The sequence below is a fragment of the Vibrio sp. 10N.261.51.A4 genome, assembly GCF_041471945.1.
GTDB lineage: Bacteria > Pseudomonadota > Gammaproteobacteria > Enterobacterales > Vibrionaceae > Vibrio > Vibrio crassostreae_C.
The window spans coordinates 26,086-51,659 of record NZ_JBFRPJ010000037.1 but is presented as its reverse complement, the minus strand read 5'-3'; the positions used below and the strand labels follow the sequence as shown (position 1 = coordinate 51,659).

General features: G+C 45.5%; 23 protein-coding genes and 5 pseudogenes. 15 read left to right on the top strand and 13 right to left on the bottom strand.

All coding sequences use genetic code 11. The features are described from left to right. Positions 1–25: 25 nt before the first annotated feature. Positions 26–982, bottom strand: coding sequence for an IS110 family transposase (locus tag AB4384_RS09800; protein ID WP_017064050.1), 957 nt, complete (start codon positions 980–982; stop codon positions 26–28). Positions 983–1,566: 584 nt separating this feature from the next. Next, a pseudogene (locus AB4384_RS09795) lies at positions 1,567–2,591 on the bottom strand (IS110 family transposase). A 153-nt stretch (positions 2,592–2,744) separates the two neighbouring features. Between AB4384_RS09795 and AB4384_RS09790 the strand changes: the two are divergent. Then, complete coding sequence (locus AB4384_RS09790) at positions 2,745–3,026, top strand: type II toxin-antitoxin system Phd/YefM family antitoxin (RefSeq protein WP_011080399.1); 282 nt, start codon at positions 2,745–2,747, stop codon at positions 3,024–3,026. Next, positions 3,023–3,310, top strand: coding sequence for a type II toxin-antitoxin system RelE/ParE family toxin (locus AB4384_RS09785; RefSeq protein ID WP_017064044.1), 288 nt, complete (start codon positions 3,023–3,025; stop codon positions 3,308–3,310). The genes AB4384_RS09790 and AB4384_RS09785 overlap by 4 nt, the downstream gene beginning before the upstream one ends. A 149-nt stretch (positions 3,311–3,459) precedes the next feature. On the opposite strand, the gene AB4384_RS09780 is transcribed toward AB4384_RS09785, so the two are convergent. Both AB4384_RS09780 and AB4384_RS09775 read right to left on the bottom strand, forming a co-directional pair. Then, complete coding sequence (locus AB4384_RS09780) at positions 3,460–3,738, bottom strand: type II toxin-antitoxin system RelE/ParE family toxin (RefSeq protein WP_372129395.1); 279 nt, start codon at positions 3,736–3,738, stop codon at positions 3,460–3,462. Beyond that, a complete protein-coding gene (locus tag AB4384_RS09775) occupies positions 3,735–4,019 on the bottom strand; it encodes a hypothetical protein (protein ID WP_017059448.1) in 285 nt (94 codons plus the stop codon). The genes AB4384_RS09780 and AB4384_RS09775 overlap by 4 nt, the downstream gene beginning before the upstream one ends. A gap of 185 nt (positions 4,020–4,204) precedes the next feature. On the opposite strand from AB4384_RS09775, the gene AB4384_RS09770 reads away from it, so the two are divergent. Together AB4384_RS09770 and AB4384_RS09765 are read left to right on the top strand one after the other, a co-directional pair. Further along, positions 4,205–4,906 (top strand): lipoyl protein ligase domain-containing protein, encoded by a 702-nt coding sequence (locus AB4384_RS09770; RefSeq protein WP_017072145.1) that lies wholly within the window; start codon positions 4,205–4,207, stop codon positions 4,904–4,906. A 144-nt stretch (positions 4,907–5,050) separates the two neighbouring features. Continuing rightward, positions 5,051–6,058, top strand: coding sequence for a LacI family DNA-binding transcriptional regulator (locus tag AB4384_RS09765; RefSeq protein WP_017059450.1), 1,008 nt, complete (start codon positions 5,051–5,053; stop codon positions 6,056–6,058). A 73-nt stretch (positions 6,059–6,131) separates the two neighbouring features. Here AB4384_RS09765 and edd read toward each other — a convergent pair. Beyond that, positions 6,132–7,727 (bottom strand): annotated as a pseudogene (gene edd, locus AB4384_RS09760) (phosphogluconate dehydratase); the annotation flags it as partial. Between edd and AB4384_RS09755 the strand changes: the two are divergent. Continuing rightward, positions 7,719–7,970, top strand: a pseudogene (locus AB4384_RS09755) (family 1 glycosylhydrolase); the annotation flags it as partial. The pseudogenes edd and AB4384_RS09755 overlap by 9 nt on opposite strands. A 31-nt stretch (positions 7,971–8,001) precedes the next feature. Next, positions 8,002–8,619, top strand: a complete 618-nt coding sequence (locus AB4384_RS09750) for a bifunctional 4-hydroxy-2-oxoglutarate aldolase/2-dehydro-3-deoxy-phosphogluconate aldolase (protein ID WP_065583747.1) — start codon at positions 8,002–8,004, stop codon at positions 8,617–8,619. A 90-nt stretch (positions 8,620–8,709) separates the two neighbouring features. On the opposite strand, the gene AB4384_RS09745 is transcribed toward AB4384_RS09750, so the two are convergent. The 3 genes and pseudogenes from AB4384_RS09745 to AB4384_RS09735 all read right to left on the bottom strand — a co-directional run. Beyond that, positions 8,710–9,585 carry a radical SAM protein gene (locus AB4384_RS09745; protein WP_372129394.1) on the bottom strand — a complete coding sequence of 292 codons (876 nt, stop codon included), beginning with the start codon at positions 9,583–9,585 and terminating at the stop codon, positions 8,710–8,712. Positions 9,586–9,800: 215 nt separating this feature from the next. Then, on the bottom strand, positions 9,801–10,622 hold the full coding sequence (locus AB4384_RS09740; RefSeq protein ID WP_102320416.1) for an SDR family NAD(P)-dependent oxidoreductase: 822 nt from the start codon (positions 10,620–10,622) through the stop codon (positions 9,801–9,803). Positions 10,623–10,832: 210 nt separating this feature from the next. Continuing rightward, a pseudogene (locus tag AB4384_RS09735) lies at positions 10,833–10,991 on the bottom strand (enoyl-CoA hydratase/isomerase family protein); the annotation flags it as partial. A 446-nt stretch (positions 10,992–11,437) separates the two neighbouring features. Here AB4384_RS09735 and AB4384_RS09730 point away from each other — a divergent pair. Together AB4384_RS09730 and AB4384_RS09725 are read left to right on the top strand one after the other, a co-directional pair. After that, positions 11,438–12,811 carry an MATE family efflux transporter gene (locus tag AB4384_RS09730; RefSeq protein WP_017064035.1) on the top strand — a complete coding sequence of 458 codons (1,374 nt, stop codon included), beginning with the start codon at positions 11,438–11,440 and terminating at the stop codon, positions 12,809–12,811. 9 nt (positions 12,812–12,820) lie between these two features. After that, on the top strand, positions 12,821–13,231 hold the full coding sequence (locus AB4384_RS09725; protein ID WP_017059460.1) for a LysR family transcriptional regulator: 411 nt from the start codon (positions 12,821–12,823) through the stop codon (positions 13,229–13,231). 127 nt (positions 13,232–13,358) lie between these two features. Here AB4384_RS09725 and AB4384_RS09720 read toward each other — a convergent pair whose 3' ends face one another. After that, positions 13,359–15,431 carry an alkyl/aryl-sulfatase gene (locus AB4384_RS09720; RefSeq protein WP_372129393.1) on the bottom strand — a complete coding sequence of 691 codons (2,073 nt, stop codon included), beginning with the start codon at positions 15,429–15,431 and terminating at the stop codon, positions 13,359–13,361. A gap of 188 nt (positions 15,432–15,619) precedes the next feature. Between AB4384_RS09720 and AB4384_RS09715 the strand changes: the two genes are divergently transcribed. Beyond that, positions 15,620–16,522, top strand: coding sequence for a LysR family transcriptional regulator (locus AB4384_RS09715; RefSeq protein WP_372129392.1), 903 nt, complete (start codon positions 15,620–15,622; stop codon positions 16,520–16,522). Here AB4384_RS09715 and AB4384_RS09710 read toward each other — a convergent pair. Next, positions 16,519–17,418 (bottom strand): DMT family transporter, encoded by a 900-nt coding sequence (locus AB4384_RS09710; RefSeq protein ID WP_372116725.1) that lies wholly within the window; start codon positions 17,416–17,418, stop codon positions 16,519–16,521. The genes AB4384_RS09715 and AB4384_RS09710 overlap by 4 nt on opposite strands. Positions 17,419–17,615: 197 nt before the next feature. On the opposite strand from AB4384_RS09710, the gene AB4384_RS09705 reads away from it, so the two are divergent. The 5 genes from AB4384_RS09705 to AB4384_RS09685 all read left to right on the top strand — a co-directional run bounded on the left by AB4384_RS09705 (position 17,616) and on the right by AB4384_RS09685 (position 22,051). Then, on the top strand, positions 17,616–18,005 hold the full coding sequence (locus AB4384_RS09705; RefSeq protein ID WP_372129391.1) for a VOC family protein: 390 nt from the start codon (positions 17,616–17,618) through the stop codon (positions 18,003–18,005). A gap of 51 nt (positions 18,006–18,056) precedes the next feature. Then, positions 18,057–18,581, top strand: a complete 525-nt coding sequence (locus AB4384_RS09700) for a hypothetical protein (RefSeq protein ID WP_029235182.1) — start codon at positions 18,057–18,059, stop codon at positions 18,579–18,581. Positions 18,582–18,750: 169 nt separating this feature from the next. After that, positions 18,751–20,190: a 6-phospho-beta-glucosidase gene (locus AB4384_RS09695; protein WP_372129390.1), complete on the top strand. Its 1,440-nt coding sequence runs from the start codon at positions 18,751–18,753 to the stop codon at positions 20,188–20,190. A gap of 99 nt (positions 20,191–20,289) precedes the next feature. Further along, positions 20,290–21,288, top strand: a complete 999-nt coding sequence (locus AB4384_RS09690) for a LacI family DNA-binding transcriptional regulator (RefSeq protein WP_017064029.1) — start codon at positions 20,290–20,292, stop codon at positions 21,286–21,288. Between the two features lie 202 nt (positions 21,289–21,490). Continuing rightward, complete coding sequence (locus AB4384_RS09685; RefSeq protein WP_017064028.1) at positions 21,491–22,051, top strand: sugar O-acetyltransferase; 561 nt, start codon at positions 21,491–21,493, stop codon at positions 22,049–22,051. Between the two features lie 74 nt (positions 22,052–22,125). On the opposite strand, the gene AB4384_RS09680 is transcribed toward AB4384_RS09685, so the two are convergent. Next, a complete protein-coding gene (locus tag AB4384_RS09680) occupies positions 22,126–23,313 on the bottom strand; it encodes an MFS transporter (RefSeq protein ID WP_372129389.1) in 1,188 nt (395 codons plus the stop codon). A gap of 280 nt (positions 23,314–23,593) precedes the next feature. On the opposite strand from AB4384_RS09680, the gene AB4384_RS09675 reads away from it, so the two are divergent. Continuing rightward, entirely contained in the window at positions 23,594–24,475 is an 882-nt protein-coding gene (locus AB4384_RS09675; protein WP_102320704.1) for a LysR family transcriptional regulator, read from the top strand. Positions 24,476–24,595: 120 nt separating this feature from the next. On the opposite strand, the gene AB4384_RS09670 is transcribed toward AB4384_RS09675, so the two are convergent. Together AB4384_RS09670 and AB4384_RS09665 are read right to left on the bottom strand one after the other, a co-directional pair. Beyond that, a complete protein-coding gene (locus tag AB4384_RS09670; RefSeq protein ID WP_017062386.1) occupies positions 24,596–24,886 on the bottom strand; it encodes a putative quinol monooxygenase in 291 nt (96 codons plus the stop codon). Between the two features lie 207 nt (positions 24,887–25,093). Then, positions 25,094–25,556: pseudogene (locus AB4384_RS09665) on the bottom strand (hypothetical protein). Positions 25,557–25,574 lie beyond the last annotated feature (18 nt).

The following is a 25,574-nucleotide window of genomic DNA, read 5'->3' as shown; positions in this document are numbered from 1 at the left end:
TAACAAACGACTATGGCGTCAATGATTAATTTTTGGCAGTGTTTTCATCCCACATGGCGCCATCTCTCAGCATAGAGTTAAGAGTCACAACCATCTTTCGAACACACGCGATTATTGCGACTTTCTTAGGCTTTCCGGCAGCTACAAGTCGAGCATAAGTTGCTTTGAATACGGGGTTACATTGCATGGCTGACATCATTGCCATATATAACACTGTACGTACTTGCGCTCGACCGCCTTGGATCACGCGCTTACCTTTGTAGCGCCCACTTTCGCGTGTTATTGGAGCGACACCAATTAGTGATGCCGCTTGTTTATTTGTGATGTAGCCAAGTTCTGGTACGTTGCTAATTATTGATGCAGCGGCAATGTTTCCTATTCCAGGGACGCTCTGCAATATTGTGTTTTTAGCCTGATATTCAGGGCTATCTTCAATGAGTTTAACGAGCTTTTCTTCTAACTTGGTGATTTGATTTTTTATCGTGGTTAGCATCGGTTTGATAGTCGGATGGAGAGAAGCGGGAAGTATCTGGATTCGGTTCTTTTCCATGGTTTGCATGGATAACAACTGGTTTCGGCGAATGACTAAGTCACTCATTAGGCGTATGTTTTTTGGCTTTATGACAGTAAGAGCTGGTTTGATTGCTTCTCCATAGTGAGCAATCAATTCTGCATCTAAACGATCATTTTTGGCTCTGCGGCCAATAGCACCAGCGAACCGTTTTATGTGGACAGGGTTTGCTCTGACAATAGGTAATTGAGCCTCTGCACATGCAAGAACAAAAGGCATTTCTAATCGGCCTGTTGCTTCAATAACGATTCGTTCAGGACTGTGACTCTTAATCGTTTTGAGTGCTTTTTTGATGCCTTTATCATTGTTCTCTACTGAGAAAAATAGGTCTAGTGGCCTGATGTGGATGTCTAATTGTGTTTTGCCGGTATCAACTCCAACGTTGATGCTTTGATTGATTTTGGTATTCATAATAAGCTAACTCATGCTTGCGTAATGCGGGTTCGAGACCCAGTCGACTATTCGAGGTTTATGCTTGAAGTCCTATGTAGCGTTCATGTTTGTTATCGGTCTCTCGATAGAGGAGCCAGCGTTTAAACGAACTACTACATAGAAAGCTTTAGTTGCAGCTAAAGCCTGGGTCTCACATTACCCGATTGGAGTGCTTATTATCCATACAAAGCGTTTAAGGCAGATTCCCAACGCTCGGCATTTTCACTATGCGTTGGTTTTCGTGTTTAAGGTGGTATGCGGCGGCTTCAGTATTGCGTTGCTCACCCCTTAACAGGGCTACATGGATTCCCCCGGTTGTCAAACATCCGCTAAACTTATGTTGATGGGTTTTGGACTGCCGCTCTACATTCGGCCTACTTATCGACGATTCGCATACGTCGTGGCCCTGATGACTTGCGCGACTGCGGTGCCTTATTCGTTAGATGACATCTAGTGTGTCCGCCGCATTAACAGGCTCTCCGCAAGTGGTCTTAACCTATCTCCATCATTAGCGTCTGCAATGACCCGGTGGGTTTAACTCTTTATGTTGCTTAGCTTTTTACTTAAGCAGCATAGTTTTCATATTCTGTTTGATTGTGTAAAAGCGACCATATAATTCGTGCGTTCTTCGCGGCCAGTGCCACTATTGCTCGGTTCATTCCTCTTCGTTCTAGAACGCCGCGACACCACTGACTTAACTTATCTTGCTTGTCGCCAAGGTTGGCAATCACGGTCCTTGCGCCATGAACTAATAGTGTTCGTAAGTATTTATCACCGTGTTTGGTTATTCGGCCTAAGCGAGGTTTTCCTCCTGTGGAATATTGCTTTGGTACGAGTCCTAGCCAAGCAGAGAAATCACGGCTTTTATCAAATTGAGAACCATTGCCTATCGAAGCAAGTATCGCAGTAGCGGTTTGCGGCCCAATACCTCGAACTTTCATCACTCGTGAACATTAGCGCTGACCTTAGCAAAAGAGTCGAAGACTTGTTCAGTATCGGCGATACGTTGATTCAACTCTCCAAGGTGGTGATAAGCATCGGCAATCACCGTTCTAGCGAGATGTGGCAGTTCATTTTCTGCATCTTCGAGCATTAAGGGAATCTGTTTCATCAATGAAGAGCGACCAACGGGAATGATCAACCCGAACTCAGAAAGTAGGGCGCGCATGCGATTCATAAGCGCGGTGCGTTCACGAACCCAATGCTCTCTCATTCTATGTACCGATAGGATGGCTTGTTGCTCTGGTGATTTTACGGGCACAAAGCGAGTGGATGGTCGCTGAACAGCTTCGCAGATAGCTACTGCATCATTAAGGTCGTTCTTCCCTTTAGTTCGATAAGGAACCACGTATTTAACGGCCATGATGCGGGCGTCATGACCCAGTTTATTGAGTGTTCTTGCCCAACAATGTGCACCACCACACGCTTCAACGCCTATACGCATGAGTGGCATATTTGCTATTGTAGTCAGTAGTTTAGAGCGGGTTACTGACTTATGAAGTATGACCTTACCATTTTGGTCTACGGCATGAAGACTAAAGTGGTTTTTAGCTAGGTCGATACCGCAGAAATAAGAATAATCAGACATGGTGCCTCCGATGCATTTAAGTACCACATAAGTGTGGCAGATCCTCGGTAGGGGGAATCCATGTCATTCGTTATAACACAAAATCAGGCTATTGCTCAAAATTGCTATTTGAACTATTATTTGTACATTAAATTGTACCATAGGGAGTTCAACATGAGCCGCATCCATTTTGATCAAGATATTCAGCCTTTGTCTGAATTTCGTGCTGGCGTGACGTCATTTATTAAACAGATTAACGAAACTCGCAGACCACTAGTTATCACACAACGTGGTAAGGGTGTTGCGGTTGTCCTTGATGTTGCAGAATATGAAGCAATGCAAGAGAAGATCGAGTTACTGGAAGAAATGCGTACTGCTGAAGCACAATTAGCTTCAGGTTTAGGTGTTTCCAATGAAGACGCTCGTGCTCAAGTATTGGGGCGCATTAAGAAATGAAAGTAGTCTGGTCACCACTAGCATTACAAAAGTTAGGTGATGCAGCCGAGTTTATTTCACTGGATAATCCAGTGGCGGCAGAAAACTGGGTTAATGAGGTTTTTGATAAAACTGATTTACTCTCAAGTATGCCTGACATGGGGCGAATGGTTCCTGAGCTGCCTCATACCAATTACCGTGAAATTTTGTTTGGTCACTATCGAATCATATATAGCCTCAGCCATGAAATTCGCGTCCTTACAGTACGAAATTGTCGTCAGATACTAACGGAAAGTGACGTGTAGCAATTGTGTTATAACAAGCAATTTAAGAGGGATTCACAACGCTTGGCACTTTTGCTCCTACTTCAAGTTAAGTGTTTATGGCACAATGCTTTAGGTTGGGTGGAGGCGTTGTTCACCCCTTAATTGGGCTAGTTGCCCAGAGGAAGTAATCAATCCATTGGGAACTTTTGTTTCTGGTGGATTACGCGCATAATTCGGATAATGTCGCCTTCGATCCAATAGGAGACGATCATTGAAATCTCAGGAATTATAAGTAATTGCCCACGAATGCCGTCTCTCTGTACACCCATTAGAGGCTGCTCAAGCAAGTTTTCTACTTTTGTTTCAATGAGGTTGTCAGCGTTTTCTGCCGCATCAGGGTTGAAGTCATAGATAAACTCAAAGATCCTTTCACGATCATTGAGTGATTCTTCTTCCCATAAAATCATTGCTTACCTCGATTACGTATTCTGGCTTTGCGTTCTTCCATTCGAGATTTAGCAGTTTGGTGTTCAACGAAAACGGATTCTCCTGAGTCAAACTTCTCAAATGCTAGGTTTACTTGTTCAGTTAGCCATGCATCGTGAGATAATGTCTGTCTTTGTTGCTCAGCGAGTTGCTCAGTAAGCTCACGGCAAGCACCACTCAGTGTGCGACCTTGGCTCTCAGCCATCTGTTGAGCTAGGCGTTTTGTTTCTTCATCAACACGAAATTGAATTCTAGTGTCCATGATATATTCCTTTATTGGTGTGTGTACAAATGTTAGCACTCACCTTTGAGATGGGCAACTGACAAGCTACTATGGCGCCAATAACTAACTTTTGGTGCTATGTTTCATCGCACATAGTCCCATATCTCATCAACCATTGCAGAACGTTAAATGATAGGTCACCACAATCTGTAGAGGAAAGTGCATTGAAGTTAACCAATAAACTCGTACGTTACCCGCACATTGATGTTGATCGTGCGTTTGAAAAAGAAGCTGAATTATTGCAGCAAATTCAGGCGGGTGAGATTGGGCAAGCCTTAATGTTGTGGCAAGCAAAAGCGCCGACACTTGTTTTGCCCGCAGGTAAAAAGTGGCCTGTGACCGTAGAGTCTAGAAAACAACTCGCGGCACAAGGTTGGCAACTCACCTCACGTAAAACAGGCGGCGCTCCCGTTCCCCAACTGCCGGGGATCATTAACTTATCGCATATTTATCATTGGCCTCGTGATGAAGCCTACAACATCCAAAAAGCGTATCTACATCTGTGCAATGTCTTAACCCTGTTTTTTAAAGAACTGGGCATCGATGTGGATGTACACGCGACTCCCGGTTCTTATTGTGATGGTGACTACAACCTCAATATCAATAAACAAAAAATAGTGGGCACGGCGCAGCGTGTTTTGCTTAAACAAGGGGGCGGCCAAATCGTACTTTCGCAAGCTTGTATCTTGTTGGATGTCGACCTAGAGAACATCGTTGCACCCGTAAATTTTTATAATCAAGTTTGTGGAAATCCAACCGTGGTGGACGCGCAAGTTCATACTCCGTTGTCCGCACATCTGACAACTCTACCCAACGTAGACTCACTCTTTCGGCAGTTAAGCCAAGCTTTCATCAAGCATGCGTGATACCAACCTTTCGTTAACGCCAAACTAATTTGCCGATGGTAGAACGATTTCAATACTATGTGTCGATGAAAACGAATGGGTTGAACTTAAGGCGGTGAGAACTTTATAATGTTACTTGTAACATAATAAAGAGTTCAAATAGTTATGACAGAACAGCAGAAGAAAACTCGAACCACACTTCAAGATGTTGCAGACAAAGTGGGGGTCACAAAGATGACCGTCTCTCGTTACATGCGCAATCCCGATTCAGTCGCAGCCAAAACTCGCGTTAAAATTGCAGCGGTTATTGAAGAGATGGGATACATCGAAAACAAAGCGCCAGCTATGCTCTCTAAATCGTCGAGTAAAGCGATCGGTATCTTGCTCCCTTCGTTATCAAACCAAATCTTTGCCGCGTTTGTTCAAGGTATCGAAACGGTTACTAAAGAGAATGGCTACGAGACGTTGCTTGCTCACTTTAGCTATGATGCTGTGGAAGAAGAGGAAAAGATTGCTTCGCTGCTTTCGTATCAAGTTGATGGGTTGATATTGACGGAAAGCCACCACACCCCCCGCACGTTACAGATGATCAAGAATTCAGGTGTTTCTGTTGTTGAAACGATGGAACTCCCAACCAATCCGATCGATATGGTTGTTGGCTTGGACCATATTGATGCTTCTTACCATGTCGTGAAGCGAATGATTGAAGCTGGTAAACGCTCTATTGCTTACTTTGGCGCTCGATTGGATGCGCGAACTAAGTTGCGTTTGCAAGGCTATGACAAAGCGATGTATGAGGCTGGATTAGAGCCTAAACACGTGTTGACTGAACAGCACTCTAACTTCTCTTTGGCTGAAGATCTGCTTGATCGCGCTCTTGCGGATTACCCAGATCTAGATGGCGTGTTCTGCACCAATGATGACATCGCGATAGGTACCTTGCTCATTGCCCAGCAACGTGGAATCCAAGTGCCGCAACAGCTATCTGTGGTGGGCTATAACGCGTTAGATATTGGTCAAACCATACGCCCAAAACTGACTAGCGTGGATACGCCACGTTATGAAATAGGTAAGAAAAGTGCCGAGCTACTGCTTGCCCGATTGAAAGGTGAGCCAGTTACGGAAACGGTAGTGGATATGGGCTATCGCATCACTGATGGCGAAAGCGTTTAACCAAGTATCGTGGAAACTGAAAGGGGCATCGAAATGATGCCCCTTTTGCTTTTACATTTAAGTAATGACACAGCTAGACGATAAAACTCGCCCCTTGTTCTGCACTCGAAACGCTTTGGCGCATCACGCTAAATAGGTTGCGCCCCATGGTTTGCTGGTTGGCGTCTGCCTCAAATACCTTCGCTTGGCGAGATTGCATGTCGTTGAGGTTATTGAGTTCGCCACTCGCGCAATCTAAGCGCAGGATATCGCCTTCGCAAACAAGCCCAATAGTTCCTCCTCGAATGGCCTCTGGTGAGACATGAATCGCGGATGGGATCTTTCCTGAGGCTCCAGAAAGGCGCCCATCAGTAACCAGAGCCACTTTAAACCCTTGTTTCTGAACATTACCTAGAATCGGCATGAGCTTATGCAGTTCAGGCATACCGTTCGCAGCTGGTCCATTATTTATCACCACAACAATGCAATCTTTGTTGAGCTCACCTCGTTGATACGCAGCTTCTACCTTATGTTGGCAATCAAAAACTACCGCAGGTGCTTCTATTACACGTTGCTCTTCTGCAACCGCTGACACTTTAATCACTGCGTTGCCAAGGTTCCCTGAAAGGACTCGCGTTCCGCCTGTGCTTTGGAATACCTGTTCTTGGCCTGCAATTACCTCTGCATCTGCCGACTGTTTGCATTTTTTCCACGTTAGCTTTCCATTTTCAAGCTCTGGAATACTCATTTGATCTTCAAACGAGCCAAAGGTAGGTGTGACATCTCGGTGCAGTAAGTTGGCTTGATCTAAACGGCGTAACAGCGCGGGAACTCCTCCTGCCGCTTGGAACGCATTCATATCTGCTGGGCCGTTGGGATAAACTCGAGCAAGTAAAGGCACCACATCGGATAGATCGCTGATGTCTTGCCAAGTCAGAATAAATCCTGCTGCGCGTGCTACCGCGACCATGTGAATGCTGTGGTTGGTACTGCCACCTGATGCGAGTAGGGCAACAATGCCATTGATTAAGCTTTTAGCGGTAAAGACTTCAGAAAGTGGGCGGAAGTTTGCGGCTTGTGGTGTCATTGAAGCAATTTCAATGGCGGCATGCTGAGTGAGTGATGCGCGCAATTCAGAGTCAGGGTGAACAAACGCTGAGCCCGGAAGCGTCAGCCCCATCGCTTCAAATACCAGCTGATTGGTATTGGCTGTGCCGTAAAAAGTGCAGGTGCCCGCTGAGTGATAAGCGTTGCACTCCATGTCCAGCAAGGCACTTTTTCCTACCTTGCCAGCCGCGTACTCTTGGCGAATGTGTACTTTCTCATCATTGCTGATGCCCGTTGCCATCAAGCCTGCCGGAACAAAGGCAGTTGGTAGATGCGCAAAAGAGAGCGCGCCCATCAGTTGTCCTGGAGCTATCTTGTCGCAAATGCCAAGCAATAGGGTTGAATCAAACACGTTGTGACTCAGTGAAAGAGCGGTCGATTGAGCAATCAAGTCCCTTGAAAACAAAGACATATCCATGCCTGGTTGGCCTTGAGTTACCCCATCGCACATCGCGGGAACACAGCCCGCTACTTGAGAGGTGTGGCCGAACTTAGCTAACGCCTTTTTGATCTGATCTGGATAGTGTTGATACGGCTGGTGAGCGCTTAACATATCGTTGTAAGAGCTGATTAACGCATTGATTACCTTCGTCAGCACATTGTTGCGATGCATGAAGCAATGGAAGACGGTGTACCATTGATGGGTTACACACCTTGGGGTTGTATCGATCTTGTTGCGGCGTCGACCGGAGAGATGAGCAAGCGCTATGGGTTTATCTACGTGGACAGAGACAACCTAGGCAATGGTACGTTAAATCGTATTCCTAAAAAGTCATTCCACTGGTACAAAAAAGTGATCGCAAGCAACGGCAGCGACTTGGCTTAATTTGTCTGTTTGATAATGAGAGAAATGAACAATGAAAACAATTGAACAGCGACTCAGAGATATTCGCATCGTTCCGGTGATCGCCATTAATGACGTTGCTCAGGCTGTGCCGCTTGCGAAAGTATTGGTTGAGAATGGTTTGCCTTGTGCTGAAGTGACATTTCGTACAGAAGCGGCAGCAGAGTCGATTCGTTTGATGCGTGAAGCCTACCCTGAGTTACTGATTGGCGCAGGTACTGTGCTGACTACAGAGCAGGTGGATACTGCCATTAATGCGGGTGTTGATTTCATTGTCAGCCCAGGTTTGAATCCAACCACAGTCAAATACTGTCAGCAAAGAGGGGTTACGATTGTTCCTGGAGTGAGTAACCCAAGCTTGGTTGAACAAGCAATGGAAATGGGGCTTAAGACACTAAAGTTCTTCCCTGCCGAGCCATCTGGCGGTGTCGCAATGTTGAAAGCGTTGACGGCTGTTTACCCGGTTAACTTTATGCCTACAGGCGGTGTAAGCCCAGCGAACGTTGAGTCTTACTTAGCACTGAAATCAGTCGTTGCCTGCGGTGGAACTTGGATGGTACCGACAGACAAAATGGACAAGGGTGATTGGGATGGAATCGCAGAATTAGTCCGAGCGGTCGGCTCCAGATAGTTCGATAGAGAGATACATAGCTAGAAAATGAAAGGGCCAGCTGACACTGGCCCTTTTTGTGGCTGCTTCAAACGATGTAGAGGTTACTCGTTACCAAGCAAAGGTTTTAATGACGTTTTGCTTAGTGATTGGGTTATGCGCGATGTCTTGATTTATCTTATCAAGAAACGGCTTACGAGCCTGAGGCAACATGCCACGCATTGGTGAGATGTTATTGCCGTGGTCACCCCAGTAGTAGCAATCGAAATCTTCTAGGTTTTCGAGCAAGTATTTTTCTTCTTCCAGAATCTGCAATGGCGTTGGTAAAACAAACTCGCCACGGTTTACTTCTTTTTCCAATACCGATCCCGGTTGAACGGCTAAAGCCATCGGTGCAATCGCATCTGGCTGCATGATGTTCAGCAAGCTGGTGGTATTAATCGCATGCTCGACAGAACGCTCTTTGCCGCCAAGGCCAAAGATGAAAGAAGCCAGTACCTTGATGTCTGCTTCACGGGCTAGGTTCATACCTTCAATTGCATGCTCACGCGTCATGCGCTTTTGAATGCGTTCAAGCACAATTGGGTCACCGGACTCCAAGCCTGAATAAGCCATGCTTAAACCTGCCGACTTAATCTCTTTTAATTCAGACAAGCTCTTACGACGGAAGTCATTAAACCCTGAATACAGAGAGATGTTCTTGATCTCTGGGAAGGTGATCTTGATGTAATCCAGAATCGAAATCAGTATCTCGGTTCTAATCGCCATCACGTTACCATCGACCAAAAAGATTGATTCAACATGTGGGTAGATTTTTCTCGCCGCATCAATATCTTCAAAGATGTCTTTGATGTCTCTTACTTTGAAACGCTTATCATCAAACATCGTGCAGAAGGTACACTGGTTATTACTGCACCCCAATGTTGTCTGGATGAGTACGCTCTCTGATTCCATCCAAGGACGATAAACTTTACCTTCAAAACGCATAAATGCTCCTCGGCCGTAGCCTGTGTTGTTTCGACGGGGGCAAGTTTAGCAATCTGCATCTTGGGTGATAATTGGGCAAAGCGGGGAATCAGTATTAAAGAAATCTTAATAATCGAAAGAGCGCGCAGTTCTTTGTCTGTATAGATAGAACTGCGGCTTGGATTGTGTGTGGTGGTGGGGGGGAGTGTTAGTGGTCGTTTTTTACTAATGAATGATCAGTGCGTAACGCACAGCTTTTCTTCGAGTAATTGATTAAGCACTGTCACCAGCTTGTGGTTCTTAGTGTTGTCTAATGCGTCGGCGTGCGGGTCTTTGAACAACCCAGAATCATTATCAAAATATTGACCAGAAGCGTTGGCAAACTCATCACTGAGCGCAGCACGACAAAGAATATCGGCTCCAATCGCAAGGTCGTTGCCATCAACGCCATAAGCATCTTTCACTAATTTACTACCAAGGAAAGAAGCTGGGTTTACAGGGATAATTGCGGTGCCTTTGTCTAAAAGAGTATTGGCTAATTCGATGGACCACATCGTTAGCGCCAGCTTACTTTGCGCGTAAACCGGACCATCAAGTTCGCCCGCATTCGGACTGATTAATGCATCTAGATCTACGGGTGCTTGGGCTGCTGAAGATAGGTTGACGATACGACCTGTCGCATCAAAAAGAGGAAGCAGCTTTTGTGTCAGTAGATACGGCGCAATGGTGTTTACGACAAAACGCACATCAAGATTGTCTGGAGTGGTGATGTCCGACACTTTATACACACCTGCGTTGTTAATGAGTATATCGAGTCGTTTGTGATCGCTTTTGATTTGGGTTGCGAGCGCCTCAACTTCAGAGAGCGTCGATAGGTCTGCGATGTAGCTTTCGATGATTGCATTCTTAGACAGGCGAGACAGAGCGGTCACGACTTTATTGACCTTAGCTGGGTTGCGGCCATGAATTAGAACATGGTGCCCTTGCTGCGTTAGTGCTTTTGCGGTCTCTAAACCAATGCCATCCGTGGCACCTGTGATCAGAATTATTTTTTGCATATTCCGTCCTTCAAAAAATAGTTTGAACAACGTTATAACAAAGATTAATGACACATAGTTGCATTTGGCTCACAAGCTGAAGACTCAAATGTGAGTCTATGGGGCAAATAATGACCATTTTAACACTTGGTGGTTAACCGTTGGCGTTTAACGATTAAGTAAGACAATGGGTCAGTTTGTGACTGACCCAAATTAAGAGAAGTGACCGAGTTATTTGATGTCTTGAACGTTCATAACCAGAGTTTCCCAGTTACGTTGGTTTTCCATATCGTGCTCTAGGCCTTGCTCATCGGCAATTTGGAAGCGCTTAACCGCAGGGGTTTTGCTCGTAGCTTGATACAACCAATAAGCTTCCGCTTTGAGTGCTTCGGCTTCGTCAGCATCAAAGTCTCTTGCCCTTGAACATTCACAGTACCGAAGTCAAAAGTGACGGTAAGAATCCCATCCTCGGCTTGAGCTTTAAACGTTGTATAACCTTGATATACCATTTCCATATTCCTTCTGAGAGATTTCATTTCAGCCTATTCAGTGTGAATGCGACCTAAATTCAGGCTAGCGAGGAATGTTCGAACCAACAATTAACCATTAAACGAAACACTATTAACGAATTATTAAGAGTGTTGGCGCGTTTGATAATTTCAATTTATTCAGTGTCTTAGATGGATACTTTAACGTTGAAGGTATCTTGCTAATTCGATTGTCAACGAAATCTAAAAACTCATTCCTTGTCTGGCGCTCTTATCCTTTTCATTTAGCTTCGTATACTGCTCAACTAGGTAATTAGCCCCAAGGTACAGACAAGAGTGAACCGACTTATGCAGATGAGATCCGCGACTTTGAAAACCATTATTGAGAAAACGCTGCCACTGACGCTGGGTGTGTTTGCGATCATGATGGTTCAATTGGTCGATTCGATCTTTATTGGTCAGCTAGGGGTGAATGAATTGGCGGTTCACGGTATCACCTTGCCATTTCAAGCGGCGTTTACCGGGGTTCAAGTGGGCATCGGTGTGGCGGCAACGTCCATTATTTCTCAAGCGGTAGGGGCAAAAGAACAACGTAAATCTACTTCAATTGCGACGCTGTCGGTTGGATTTGGAGTGTTGGTGATTGCTTTGATCTGCATAGGGCTGATTGTTTTTAGCGATTCTGTTTTTGCGTCGTTTGTGAATGATGTCTCTGACGCTCAATACCAATCCATGCTGTCTATTTTTAATGTGTACTGGCCACTGTGGTTGTTCAGTGCATTGATGGTGGCGGTGCTTTATCTGGCCACCTGCGTTTATCGTGCCAATGGCGATACCAAAACAACCGGAAGCATGTTCTTGGCTGCTAGCGTGATTAACCTAATTCTCGACCCTATTCTGATCTTTGGATTGGATATGGGCATCGCAGGGGCGGCGATCGCATCGAGCATTGGCTACGCTTTCGGCGCAATCTACATGCTAATCAAGTCTCGCGGCAAAGGTTGGTTTGGCTTCAATGGCGCGTGCAGTAACCGAATCAAAGGCTACAGTTTTGAGTTATTCAAGACGGTAATGCCAACCACTGCGAATCAGATATTACCTGCGGTCAGCGCGTTCTTCTCAATGCTATTGATTGCGAGAATCGGAACCGATGAGATGGCTTTTTGGAGCTTACTCGCCCGTGTTGAAAGTTTTATGCTGGTGTTTTCTCTTGCTCTGACGATGTCTATCCCGCCTATGATTGGTCGTTACCTAGGGGCGCAGCAGCGATGCAAAATCCCTGAGCTATTGAATACAACAGCGAAGTTCTTATTGGTTTTCCACACCGTGATGGCAACATTGTTGGCGCTGTTTAGTGGCTGGATTATTCCTGTTATCTCGGAAGAACAAAGCATACGCAGCTGGTTTGAAGTGACCTTGTTATTTATACCGTTCAGCTATGGGCCGCTTGGGCTTTGCATGTTGGTTGCGTCGGTCTTTAATGCCTTGGGTGTGCCGCGTAAAGCTTTGAATGTCTCTTTCCTACGCTTGTTTGTTTTCTACATTCCCGCTTTATGGATCGGCTCGATAACCGGAGACATGGTCAATGCGGTTATTGCTGCGACAGTCGCCAATGTTTTAGCGGGCGCTTTTGCATGGTTTAAGCTTAATGCCTATATTAAAACTCACATTATTCCCCGTGCCGCTGCGGCCAATAAGCAGCGTGTACTCAGCGCAGGCTAGCCATTATTGATGAACATTGAACATCTAAAATTGTTTGTGCGACTCGCGTCTACGCACAATATAGGTCAAGCAGGACAAGAGCTTGGGTTGTCACCTCCGGTAGCCAGTATTCATATCGGAAAACTCGAAGAGAGCCTAGGTGCTATCCGCGTCGATCACGGTGAAGCGGTAAGGGATGTATGTGTCGATGGCTTGGGCATTGCCATGTGCGCGAGTTGGATAGCATACAAGCAGCTCGCGGAAGGTTCGCTGGTTGAGGTGTTGCCGGATTACCCTTTAAAGGATGAGGCGGCTATCTGGGCGGTATACCCGAGTGCTCAGTTACTTGCACCAAAGGTGCGCGTATTTATCGATTACTTTGTTCAATATTATGGTTCACCTTCTTATTGGGATTGCGACGTAAACGGGCAAACTCAATAGCGATTCAGAAGCATATATTGAGAACAAATAAGAAAGCCCCAACCAAAAGGGAGGGGCTTGTTTTTATGTTCTTTATAGAACGTTTTTCTAGCTAACTGCTGTTGTTTTTATTTAGTGTATCCGGCGTTTAATGAGCGTGTACCGCTGAATCTTGGTATAGCTCTGCATCAACTTCTTCGCCTTTACTTGGGCGCGGTACAATCTCAAAAGAGGTGTCAGCTTCTGTCAGTGAAGACAGCAGTTTGTTAAGTGATGTCTTATCACCTTTCACGCCTGCTTGTCCGTCTTCTAACAGTTTTCCAAGGCTTGTTTTCTTAAGCACGATGTCAGACACGTCAGACTTATTGATGATCAGTGTGGTATCGGCGTCTTGCAGCTCGTTCACTTGAATGTTGTTCAGGTTACCGTTAGACATCTCAACGTAGTAGAACTCTTGCACGTCTGGTAGCTGAATATTCAACGTAAATGGTGTTTCTTGTGCTTTTAGCGAATCCACTTTAACTGCTAAGTAATCCAACAAGTTCTCAATGGTCATGTTCGCTAACACATCCGGAGATGCAGTTTTTGGTGCGCCCGGTTGTGTGCCAATGCGAAGCTCTTGAGCGCCGGTTAGGTAGATGTTTCTCCAACCTGCACCTTCTGATTGATAACCCAACTGCTCGTATGTATCTGCCAATAAGCCACGTGCAACTTTGTTCTCTGGTTCTGCTTGAATCACCTTATTCAGTGCTGTTGCAACGAAGCGATATTCACCTTCTTGGAAGTCTTGCTGCGCTTTTTCAATCACAGCGTCGCTGCCGCCCATGTATTCAACAAACTTCACTGACTCTGGCTTGATTGGTAGTGGATTTAGGTTAGCTGGGTTCATGTCGAAGTAACCAAGATACATGTTGTACACCGCGCGGGCGTTGTGAGAGTAAGTACCGTGGTAACCGTTGGTGTGCCAAGACTGTTGAATGCTGTCTGGCATGACCTTGTAAATCTCGTCCCCGATGTCTTGTAGAACCACACCGTTATTGGCTAAGCGAAGCGTTTGGTTATGAGTAAAACCGTAAGCGTCACGCTGCATTTTTAGGTAATCAGAGATCTCTTGTTCGCCCCAGATTGGCGATGAGTGAGACGCAAACAGCACCTCAGTATCTTCACCCCAAGTGACTAACATCTCGTTGATCTTCTTAGACCATTTCAAGCCGTCACGTACTTTAGCGCCACGCAGCGTGTACAGGTTATGCATGCCTTGGTAAGTCAGCTCGCCAGTCCAAAGTGCTTTCATGCTTGGAATATACGTCACCATTTCAGAGGCCGCTTCGGTACCTGAAGCATCCATGAATTGCATTTCTAGGCCGTCAATAACCAGAGTTTCAATCTCTTCGTTATGGTTCAGCTCGTAGTCTGGCAGTACGTAAGTAATGCTACCGGTTGATAGGCCTTTCGACAGTGCCGCATCCACAATACCGTGTTCGTGTCGGTTCAGGGTAGCGCCATATTGATATGCGGTACGACGAGACATTGCATTACCCGCCAATACGTTTTCGTCGACGATTTCTTTAGTAATGTTTTTCGAACCGTACACTTTTACATCTGGGCATGCGTCTTTGATTGCTCTTGCGCCACCAAAGTGATCAGCATGCGAGTGAGAGTAAATCATTGCAACGACTGGCAGTTCACCGCCATCAGGCACATTGTTTTTGAAGAATTTTAGAGATTTAGCGGCCGCTTCTTTGGTAAGAAGTACGTCATAAGCGATCCAACCGTTGTCACTACGAATGAAAGAGATAGACGCTAAATCCGCGCCTCGAACTTGGTAAACTTTACCCGGAACAACTTCATATAAGCCTTCTGCTGCTTGGTTCAATACCGCTTGGCGCCACAGTGAAGGGTTTACTGAATCTGGTGCTTGGTCTGCATTCGTCACACTTGGGTCGATAAAGTTAAAGCTATTGCGAATGATGTCGCCCGTCTCTTGGTCGAAGCTAGCAATAAGACCCTTGTTGTTATTGTCGAAAGCGCGAGTGTCGGCAAAGTTAAGTGTTTTTGCGAACTCTTGGTTTGCCTTAGTCGTCATCTCGGTTGCGCTTTTGCCACCTTGGTCGCCAATTTCGCTGAAGTGTGCGTGGTCATGGTTAGCTGCAACTGCAGGGAATACGAGCGAGATAGTTAGGAACAGTGATGCATTTTTGAACGTGCGTGAAGTCGTCATAAGAGCCTCTTCATTTCAGAATTTTGTTTCGTTGAGGCGATTATAGGAATAAGACATATAGCAAAAAATAAAGTAAGCTTTATTTAATACATCACGATTGGCTATGTATTGAATCATGCAATGGTTGGGCGACGAAGACGAATCCTGACCTATGATTGATTAAGACTACATTGACAGGGAGAGTAACGGTGAGCGACGTGGAAAAGTTGGATTTAAATCTATTGAGCGTGTTCTTAGAAGTGTATCGATTAAAGTCGATCACGCTTGCATCAGAATCGCTTGGTATGACTCAGCCTGGGGTTAGTGGGGCATTGAAGCGATTGCAATCTCAGCTTGATACAGACCTGTTTATTCGTGAAGGGCGTGGGATTATTCCGACTAACGCTGCGGTGCAATTGGCAGACCGAGTAGAGCCTGCTCTAGAAGGGATAAGCAGCGCAGTAAGCACTTTAAAGACATTTGATAATCAGCAGCATCATGTGTTTCGTATCCTGGTGAATGAGATTGGATTAACCAAGCTTCAACCTCTCGTCGAGCAAGATGAGACGTTGGGCAATATCTCGATTGAATTCAATATGGTGCCGAACAACGAAGAAGAATTATTGCAAGGCTTGAGCATGCAACAAGCTGATTTAGCGATTGATATCCATTACCCGCAAGTTAACGGCTACATGAAGCAGCCGATGATTGAAGATGAGTTGGTGCTGATAGCTCGAAAGGGGCATCCGAGAATCAATGGCTCTGTGACGCAAGAGCAATATTACAACGAAAAGCATGTTACTTTTAGAATGCGTCGAACCCGTTTATACACGGCAGATTATTTTACCAAGTCGCCACTGAAACAGAGAAAAGTGAGTGCCGAGTGTGACTCGCTGATGACCATGTGTGTGCTGGTATCGGGCTCAGATTGTGTCGGCAGTACATCGCGTGGTTTTGCCAATCAATTTTCCGAATCCTTCCAGCTTCAAGTCCTTGATCAGCCGTTTGAAATCTTACCTATGCAGCAATACATGATTTGGCATAAAAGAACCGATTTGAACCCTGCTCATCAGTGGCTGAGAAACAAGATTCAGCAATATATGGCTGATTAACGAGCCGCTCTTGCTGCTCGTTTCTGTTTGGCGCTCTCTATCATCTTAGAAGGCGTCATTCCTGTCACCAACATGGTGCCGGTGATAACCAGAATTGAACCAACAATCGTATTGATGCCAATTGCTTCATCTAAGAATAAGTTACCCCATAGAATACCAAATACCGGAATGATGAAGGTCACGGACAGGGCTGAAGGTGCGCCGAGTTCAGAGACGAGATTGAAGTAAAGTAGATACGCTAACCCAGTACATACCGCGCCTAATAAGACAACCGATGTAGTGATCGTAACGTCGGGTGTTTCTCTCATCGGAATAAAGAATACAAACGGCAAAACCAGCAATACCGCAGTCCACATGCTGCCATGAGCATTGTTGAATGCCTCAACTTTAGGGGCTTGTTTGGTATAGTTTGACGCTATTCCGTAGCTAAAGGCCGCCATCACTGCTGCAAAGATAGGAAGCATAGCCTCACGGCCAATGTTCATCGCATCCCAACCGACTAACACGCCAACTCCTGTTACCCCAATCCCAAGTCCCAATAGAACTTTCGCCTCGAGTGCTGTTTTGGTCCATATTGCACCAATGATTGCCGCCCATATTGGCGCGGTAGAGTTCAAGATGGCGAGTGTCGAGGCGTTAAGTGTCTGCGCGGCATAAGCGAAAAGCAAAAAAGGAAGTGTGGTGTTAAACAGGCCGAGAATGAAGAAGTGTTTTGCGTGATCATGAAAAGAGAGCTTCTTTTTTAAATAGAAAGAAACTAAAAGCAGAGTAAGTGCTGCAAACAGAACTCGCGCTTCAATTAAGACTGCGGGCCCTAATGGATTGGCGGCCATTCTCATGAAAAGAAACGAGCCTCCCCATATAGCCGCAAGTAGTATCAGTTTTAAAAAGCTCACAGTTTGAATCTCAGATTGTGTAAAACCTGACTATGGAGGAAAGATAACTATTACACAAACATAGATGCCAATACTGTGCAGTTATGGACATAAAATCGAGCCCGTTAATCAGGAACAATTTCGATGAATTTCGTTCTGTTTATTGTTCCTTATTTGATGAGTAATCTAGCGTTAGACATCAAACTTAGGCAAACAAAATGAAGATTGAACACATCGCAATTTGGACCAAACAACTCGAAGTACTGAAGCGATTTTATGAAGATTATTTCGGCGCGACATTGAACTCAAAATATCACAACCCAACTAAAGGGTTTTCTTCATACTTCCTCTCGTTTGATACGGGAAGTCGTTTAGAGATTATGGAAATGGACTCTGTCCCTGAATCGAAAGACTACATCTATGACCAGTTCACAGGCTTCATTCACATGGCGATATCATTAGGTTCGGAACAGGCGGTCGATCAACTGACTCAACACTTGGTCGAAGACGGCTATGAGCGCTTAGATGGCCCAAGAAGAACAGGCGATGGCTATTATGAGAGCTGTGTACTCGATCCGGATGGTAATCGTTTGGAACTTACCGTTTAATGTAGAGACTTAATTGAGTTACTCATCTACTAACGGAACTGAGGTATGACAATGATGAAGCTTGCTGTGACTTTCCTTTTTAGTCTTGGGCTTATGGGATGTGCTACCTCAGAACCGGTGTATGAGCAGGAGGCGGACTCAAAGCCTGAACCATCACAACCCATAGGTTACCTCGGTTTTAAAGCTCACCAAGAGTGGGCGATTCAATTCAATGATTGCACGGTCTACGATTTAATCGGTGCACAACCTTACCAGTGGTTTGATCGCACTTCAGCCTCTGTGAGCTGTTATACGTTTAAGCCAAACGATGCCATCGAGCCTTTATCTGTCTATGCCGACGCAAACTTCGACAGCAATAAGCTAGCCCCGATTAACCTATTTCAAGAGCTGCAGGTATCAGAGTCTGGCTGGGGCAAGTTTCCTGCCGTCTATGAGACCAACGGTACCAATTGGCTGAAAGTCAAAGAGGGTTGGATTCACCTCACTTTAGCCGATCAGACACTCGTTCAGTTCTACCCTGGCACTCAAGACCAATCTGGCAAATCACTGCATGATCAGTATTTTGAACAGCATTGATCGTAATGCTGACTGTTGATTAGTCTTTAGATTGATCAAAAAAGATCTTTTAACTGTTGCTGAAACCGGTTTCAATCTGTATCTTTGCTTTTATTGAAATCGATTTCAGAGTTGTAATTGCAGCTCAAATTCTGATCTTTTTCACGAATAACTTGTAGTGAGTAATGGTATGAACAACGAATTTTCGAACGATTTTTTATGGGGCGGTGCAGTAGCAGCGCATCAACTAGAAGGCGGCTGGGATGCGAATGGTAAAGGTGTCAGTGTTGTTGATGTATTAACAGCGGGCGCTCATGGTGTACAACGTCGAATCACCGATGGCGTGATTGATGGCGAAAACTATCCTAACCAAGTCGCAGTGGATTTCTACCATCGCTACAAAGAAGACATTAAGTTATTCGCTGAGATGGGCTTTAAGTGTTTCCGTACCAGTATCGCGTGGACGCGTATCTTCCCAAATGGCGATGAAGCTGAACCGTGTGAAGCGGGTTTAGCGTTTTACGATGATCTGTTTGACGAGCTGTTGAAATACGACATTCAGCCTGTGGTAACACTGAGCCACTTTGAAATGCCTTACCATCTAGCTAAGGAATATGGCGGCTGGATGAACCGCAAAGTGATCGACTTCTTCGTTAAGTATTCAACTGCAGTGATGGAACGATACCAACACAAAGTGAAATACTGGATGACGTTTAACGAGATCAACAACCAGATGAACACCTCGGCAGACATCTTCGGTTGGTTATGCTCAGGCGTGAAGTTTCCACAATGCGAAAAGCCGCAAGAGGCGATGTATCAAGCGGTTCACCATCAGTTTGTTGCAAGTGCTTTGGTGGTTAAGAAAGGTCACGAGATCAATCCAGATCTTCAAATCGGCGCAATGTGTGCGATGGTGCCTTTCTATCCTCGTTCTTCTAAACCGGAAGACATTATGGTGGCACAACAAGCGATGCGTGACCGTTACTTCTTCTCAGATGTGATGGTTCGCGGTCATTACCCAAATTACGCTACGCGTGACTGGGCAATCAAAGGCTTCAACATTGAGATGCAGCCTGAAGATGAGCAGATCCTAAAAGAAGGTAAGGCTGATTACTTAGGCTTTAGCTACTACATGTCGAATACCTTGGATTCTTCTTCTCACCAATCTACAGAAGAAGCGATGGACGGCGGTCATGAAAATTCGGTCGATAATCCGTTCATCCAGTCTAGCGATTGGGGCTGGCCAATTGATCCGACGGGTTTGCGTTTCTGTTTATCGTCTCTGTATGAACGTTATGAAGTGCCATTGTTCATCGTTGAGAACGGTTTTGGCGCGGTTGATACCATTGAAGAAGATGGCAGCATTAATGACGATTACCGCATTGCTTACCTTGGCGACCACATCAAAGAGATGAAAAAAGCCGTTTCGATTGATGGTGTTGATTTGATGGGCTATACCCCTTGGGGCTGTATCGATTTAGTTTCGTTCACCACGGGCGAGATGAAAAAACGCTACGGATTCATTTACGTAGATAAGCACAACGATCAATCTGGCTCACTAGAACGCAAGCGCAAGAAGTCTTTCGAGTGGTATAAATGTGTGATTGCATCTAACGGTGCCACTATTTAGAATGCATTCCCCAGCGCAGTTATGTGAACTGTGAGCTGTCATTTTGCAATGAATTAGTCGGCCTATGTCGGCTAATTTTTTATAAAGGAAAAGAAGCGAATGGTAACCATGCTTGATGTCGCAAACCGCGCAGGCGTATCTAAATCGACCGTTTCTCGTGTCTTAAATGGCAAGAACATCGTGCGCCCAGATGTGGTGAAAAAGGTATTTGATGCGATTCAAGAAACAGGTTATCGACCGAACTTGTTGGCTCAGCAATTGGCGACCAAGAAGACCAATTTCATCGGCTTTGTAATTACCAATGAGTTGTTCAATGGCCCTTACTTCTCTTCCTTGATGTATCACGCGGCTTCTTATAGCGAAAAGTCGAATCACCAATTGGTGATCACCGATGGCAAACACAGCGCTGAAGACGAAAGAAAGGCGATCAATTTCCTGCTGGATATGAAGTGCGCGGGCATCATCATCTATCCGCAATGTTTAACCGAAAGCGAGATAGCTCAGATCATCGAAAGCACTGACACTCCGATTCTGGTACTCAACCGAGAAATGCCGTCGAAGCCCAATCATGCTATTACCACCGACCATTATCAGAGCGCTTGTTTGATGGTTGAACACATCATCGAGCAGGGTCATACCGATATTGCAGTGATTCGTGGTAAAGCCGGTTCTTCGACCGATGAGCTGCGTTACCAAGCCTATCAAGATGTGTTAACTAAACATGGTGTTGCATTGGATGAGTCCAACGTTGTTCAAGGTGATTGGACGATGGAGAGCGGTTATCACGCGGCTCAGGCTTTGGCAAAAAGCAGAACCACATTCACTGCTATCTTGTCTGAAAACGATGATATGGCGATTGGTGCGATTAAGGCGTTAACCGAACTTGGGTACTCATTGCCTCAAGATGTTTCGATCGTCGGCTTTGATAACAGCAAAGTGGGGGCGTTTTTAACGCCAAGCTTAACGTCTGTGAGTGTGCCATTAGAGCAAATGACGCAAAAGGCGATCCTGCAAATTGTCGGTGAAACAGAGCAAGCGACCACCATCAATACCACTGGTAGTTTGGTGTTACGTGATTCGATAGCGAAGCTAAATTAGCACTGTTCGAATTTCATATTTTACCTACAAAAAGTGACGAGATGCGCATCTCTTAAACCAAGCTCAAACACTCCTTATTCACTGTTATTTAGATGTGCGATATTGCGTTTTTGGTCGATGAATTGACCACCATTAGTTAAGTAATGTGAAGCTAGATAAGTAATATGAAAATAGCTAATTGATGTGAGAACAGGTAAGTAACGTGAAAACAGAAAAACAAAAAATGCTAGCAGGTGAACCTTATCAGGCTTGGGATAAAGAGCTTTATGCAGCTCGTATCGAATGTCGCAAGGTGCTTCAAAAACTCAATAACAGTATTCCTGGCACATCTGAATGGGAAGCAGCAACGCAAGAGCTCATTCCGGACTGTGAAAATGCGCATTTAGAACCTCCATTTCGTTGTGACTACGGCTCGAACATCAAGCTAGGCAAGAACTTCTACGCTAACTTTAACTGCGTGATTTTGGATGTGGCTGAAGTGACTATTGGCGATAATGTGCTGCTTGGTCCGAACGTTCAAATCCTGACTGCAGGTCACCCACTCGATGTGAAAGGCCGTGTAGAAGAAGGCGTTGAGTTTGGCACACCGATTAATGTTGGCAACAATGTTTGGCTTGGCGGTGGTGTAATTATCTGCCCCGGTGTCACCATTGGCGAAAACAGCGTGATTGGCGCGGGCAGTGTCGTAACCAAAGACATCCCAGCCAATGTGGTTGCAGTCGGTAATCCATGTAAAGTGCTGAAAGCGATCGATAACGAGTAATAATCAGATTGAATTGATAAAGCCCGAACCTAGGTTCGGGCTTTGTTTTTTCTATTCTTGCTAGATGCTAGATGCTAGATGCTAGATGGAACAGCTTGTTGTGCTTGCTTCTTATCTAACGCACCACTGAATCGAGTCAGAACAAGAGCGATCAAAACGATCACAGCACCTACCCAAGGGGTGTTCATTAATCCAGATTTCGCGACAATCAAACCACCGCCCCATGAGCCTAATGCAATACCGACGTTGAAGGCTGCAATGTTCAATCCAGAAGCGACATCGACGGCGTCTGGTGTGTATTTCTCAGCCAGTTTCACAACATACACTTGTAGTCCTGGAACGTTACCGAATGCGAATGCACCCCAAACCAAAATGGTAGCAACAGCTGCGTAAGGGTTTACTACGGTAAAGTTGAATACCACCAGTACTGCGGCTAAACCAGAGAAGATAACGGTCAACGCTTTAATCGGGCCCATCTTGTCGGCCATTTTTCCGCCCCAGATGTTACCTACCGCCACTGACACACCGTAAACCAACATGATGAGACTGATAGAGCTCGAATCAAACCCTGATACATTTTCCAGTATTGGAGCAAGGAACGTAAACGCTGTGAACGTACCGCCATAACCTAGTGCTGTGATAGCGTAAACCAACAGTAAGCGTGGTTGAGTTAGAACCTTTAGTTGTGCCGAAATCTTCGCCGCAGGTGGTTGCTTAAGGTTGCTTGGAACCAAGATAGCACTACCGATAAGAGCAATAAGGCCAAGCAGAGCAACGATCAAGAAGGTCGCTTGCCAGCCAAAGGTTTGGCCGATATAAGTGCCCAGTGGTACTCCAGTTACCAATGCAACCGTTAAACCCGTAAACATGATCGCAATGGCACTGGCTGCTTTATCTTTTGAAACCAAACCTGTCGCGATGGTCGATCCAATCGAGAAGAACACACCATGGGCAAGGCCAGTCAAAATTCGTGCGGCGATCAGCGTGTTATAGCCTGGAGCTTGCCACGCCAATAAGTTACCAATGACAAACAATGCCATCACGGTCAGCAACACCGCTTTACGATTCCATTTGCCGGTTAATGCCGTTAAGACTGGTGCGCCAATAGCAACGCCAAGCGCGTATAAACTGACTAATAGGCCTGCTGATGGCAGAGATACATTCAAGTCGCTCGCCATGGTAGGAATCAAGCCTACGATGACAAATTCTGTGGTTCCGATGGCAAAGGCGCTGAGCGTCAATGCAAGTAATGCTAGTGGCATAATCATCTCTCTTACTGTTCTTTGTTAAGTACCGAGCGCGATAAAATGGGGCAGCTTGTGACTGCAATAGGAGCGCTTCGTTTGATGGCGAGGATTATCTAGCAAAATATATTTGTGAAAAATGCCATCATTAACAAATAACCTTTGTGATATTTGCAATAATTGGAGGGTTAGCCGATCATTGGATTAAGCTGATGAGATCGAAAAGACACCGTGATTTGAGCTGTGATGAGCACAAGCGAGATGACATTAAACAAAATGAAGATAGCGAAGGAGCCTCATGTTAACCCGTTCAGATGATTTAGAAATGGTACTCACCGTTGTCGATGCTGGTGGTTTTTCTGCGGCGGCAGAGGCGCTGGATGTGCAGGTCGCCAAGGTGTCTCGCTCGGTGAGTAAGGTTGAGTTACAACTCGGCGTCTCAATATTCAACCGAACAACGAGACGCGTGGAATTGACGGAGGAAGGACGGCAGTTTGTCGATTCAGTCAGGGTGGGATTACAGATGATTCAGAGCGCGGAAGAAGAAATCGTGTCGCGCGGTGAGTTGCCAAAAGGTCGTTTAAGAGTCGATGCCGCCAGTCCATTCGTATTTCACCAACTAGTGCCGTTGGTGCAGTCATTCAAAGAGGCTTACCCAGACATTGAGTTGGAACTCACTTCCAACGAAGGCTTCGTTGATCTTCTCGAAAAGAGAACTGATGTTGCGATTCGAATCGGTAAGCTGTCCGATTCAACACTGCACGCTCGACCGTTAGGTAAAAGCTTACTCCATATTGTGGCGTCACCTGGTTATCTCGCTAAGCGTGGGTTGCCCACCAAACCTGAAGATTTGAGTTCGCATCAAGTTGTGGGATTTGCGGGTAACAAAGTGCTTAACCATTGGCCTTTGCCAAACCAAAGTGATGTCGCGCCTACTGTGACAGCCAGTAATGGTGAAACCGTGCGTCAACTAGCACTAGCTGGAAATGGGATAGCTTGTTTATCGGGGTTTATGGTGCAGGAAGATATGGCTGCGGGTCGCCTAATCCCTATTCTGGAACAAGACAAACTTGCCAACACAGACCGAGAGCGAGTGAATGCGGTTTACTACAAGTCGTCATCGGTCTCTAAACGTATCTCGGCGTTTATCGACTTTATTCTGCCCCGTTTGAAGCTCTAACTAAGGCAGCTGACGATATCCGCATAAATGAAAAAGCCCCGCTGACGTGCAGCGGGGCTTCCAAATCGAACTCGATAGCTTGTCAGTGTGCTTTCTAGTAACAGACTACAGAAACTGTACTTAAGCGATCTTAGTCATCTCGTTAAGTGTAAATGACGTAACACTGCCTTCGGTTGCTGCCATGTATTCAGCAAGGTGAGTATTACCCATGTGTGTTTGCCAAAGTTCACGTGATGTCCAGTTTTCGTAGAAAGTGAAATGTGCTGGGTTTTCATTGTCTTGGTGAAGGTCGTAGTTGATGCAGCCTTCTTCAGCGCGAGTAATATCAATCAGCTTTAGCAGCTCTGCTTTAACCAATTCAATTTTGTCTTCGTTAGCGACGATGTTTGCGACGATAGTTAGTTGAGTCATGTTGGTACCTATATTGTTTTTCACCGAAATGGTGATTTGTCTGTGTTTACAGTGCCACTCTTTGTTCATTGAGCTGCAGTCTGTGTCGATGGATAAATAATAGTGGGAATATTTGAAACGATAAACAGTGCTACATTTGAATTATTGTCAAAAAATAATTGATAATAACTTGGGTATTATGTGCTACTAGGCGTAGGTGAGGAGTATTTAGAAGCCGCCCGCCCACGCATCAAAATCGTCAATGTTGTCGAGCTCTTCTTTAGTTCTTGGGGCTGGGTAATAAGGCAGAGCCAATCTTTGAGTGGAAGGTTGCAGTTCCCAATCGGGTGTAATCTTGAGTCGGGTTAATTCATCGTTGAGGCGCACAGACATATAGTAGCCATCGGCATGGGTATTGGCGTAACTCGCGATTGTGGCGATATCTCCAGAAGGTAACTTTACATCTCGGCCGAGCGGGTAGAGTTGGTGTAGCGCAAAGCTGACTTTAGGGTCTTGCAGTTGAGGTCGTGCGAGGCTTCCAACCCGCGAGGAATAATCCACTCAAGCTATCTTGGAATGGTTTACCTATTCGATTGCCTTCATTACTAATGAATTGAACTGTTAGTTTATCTCCTGACTCTTCCAGAATTTCTAAAAGCTGTTCACCAGTGCGATCGACCAAGAGCTTCATAATATCCAGCTACCATCA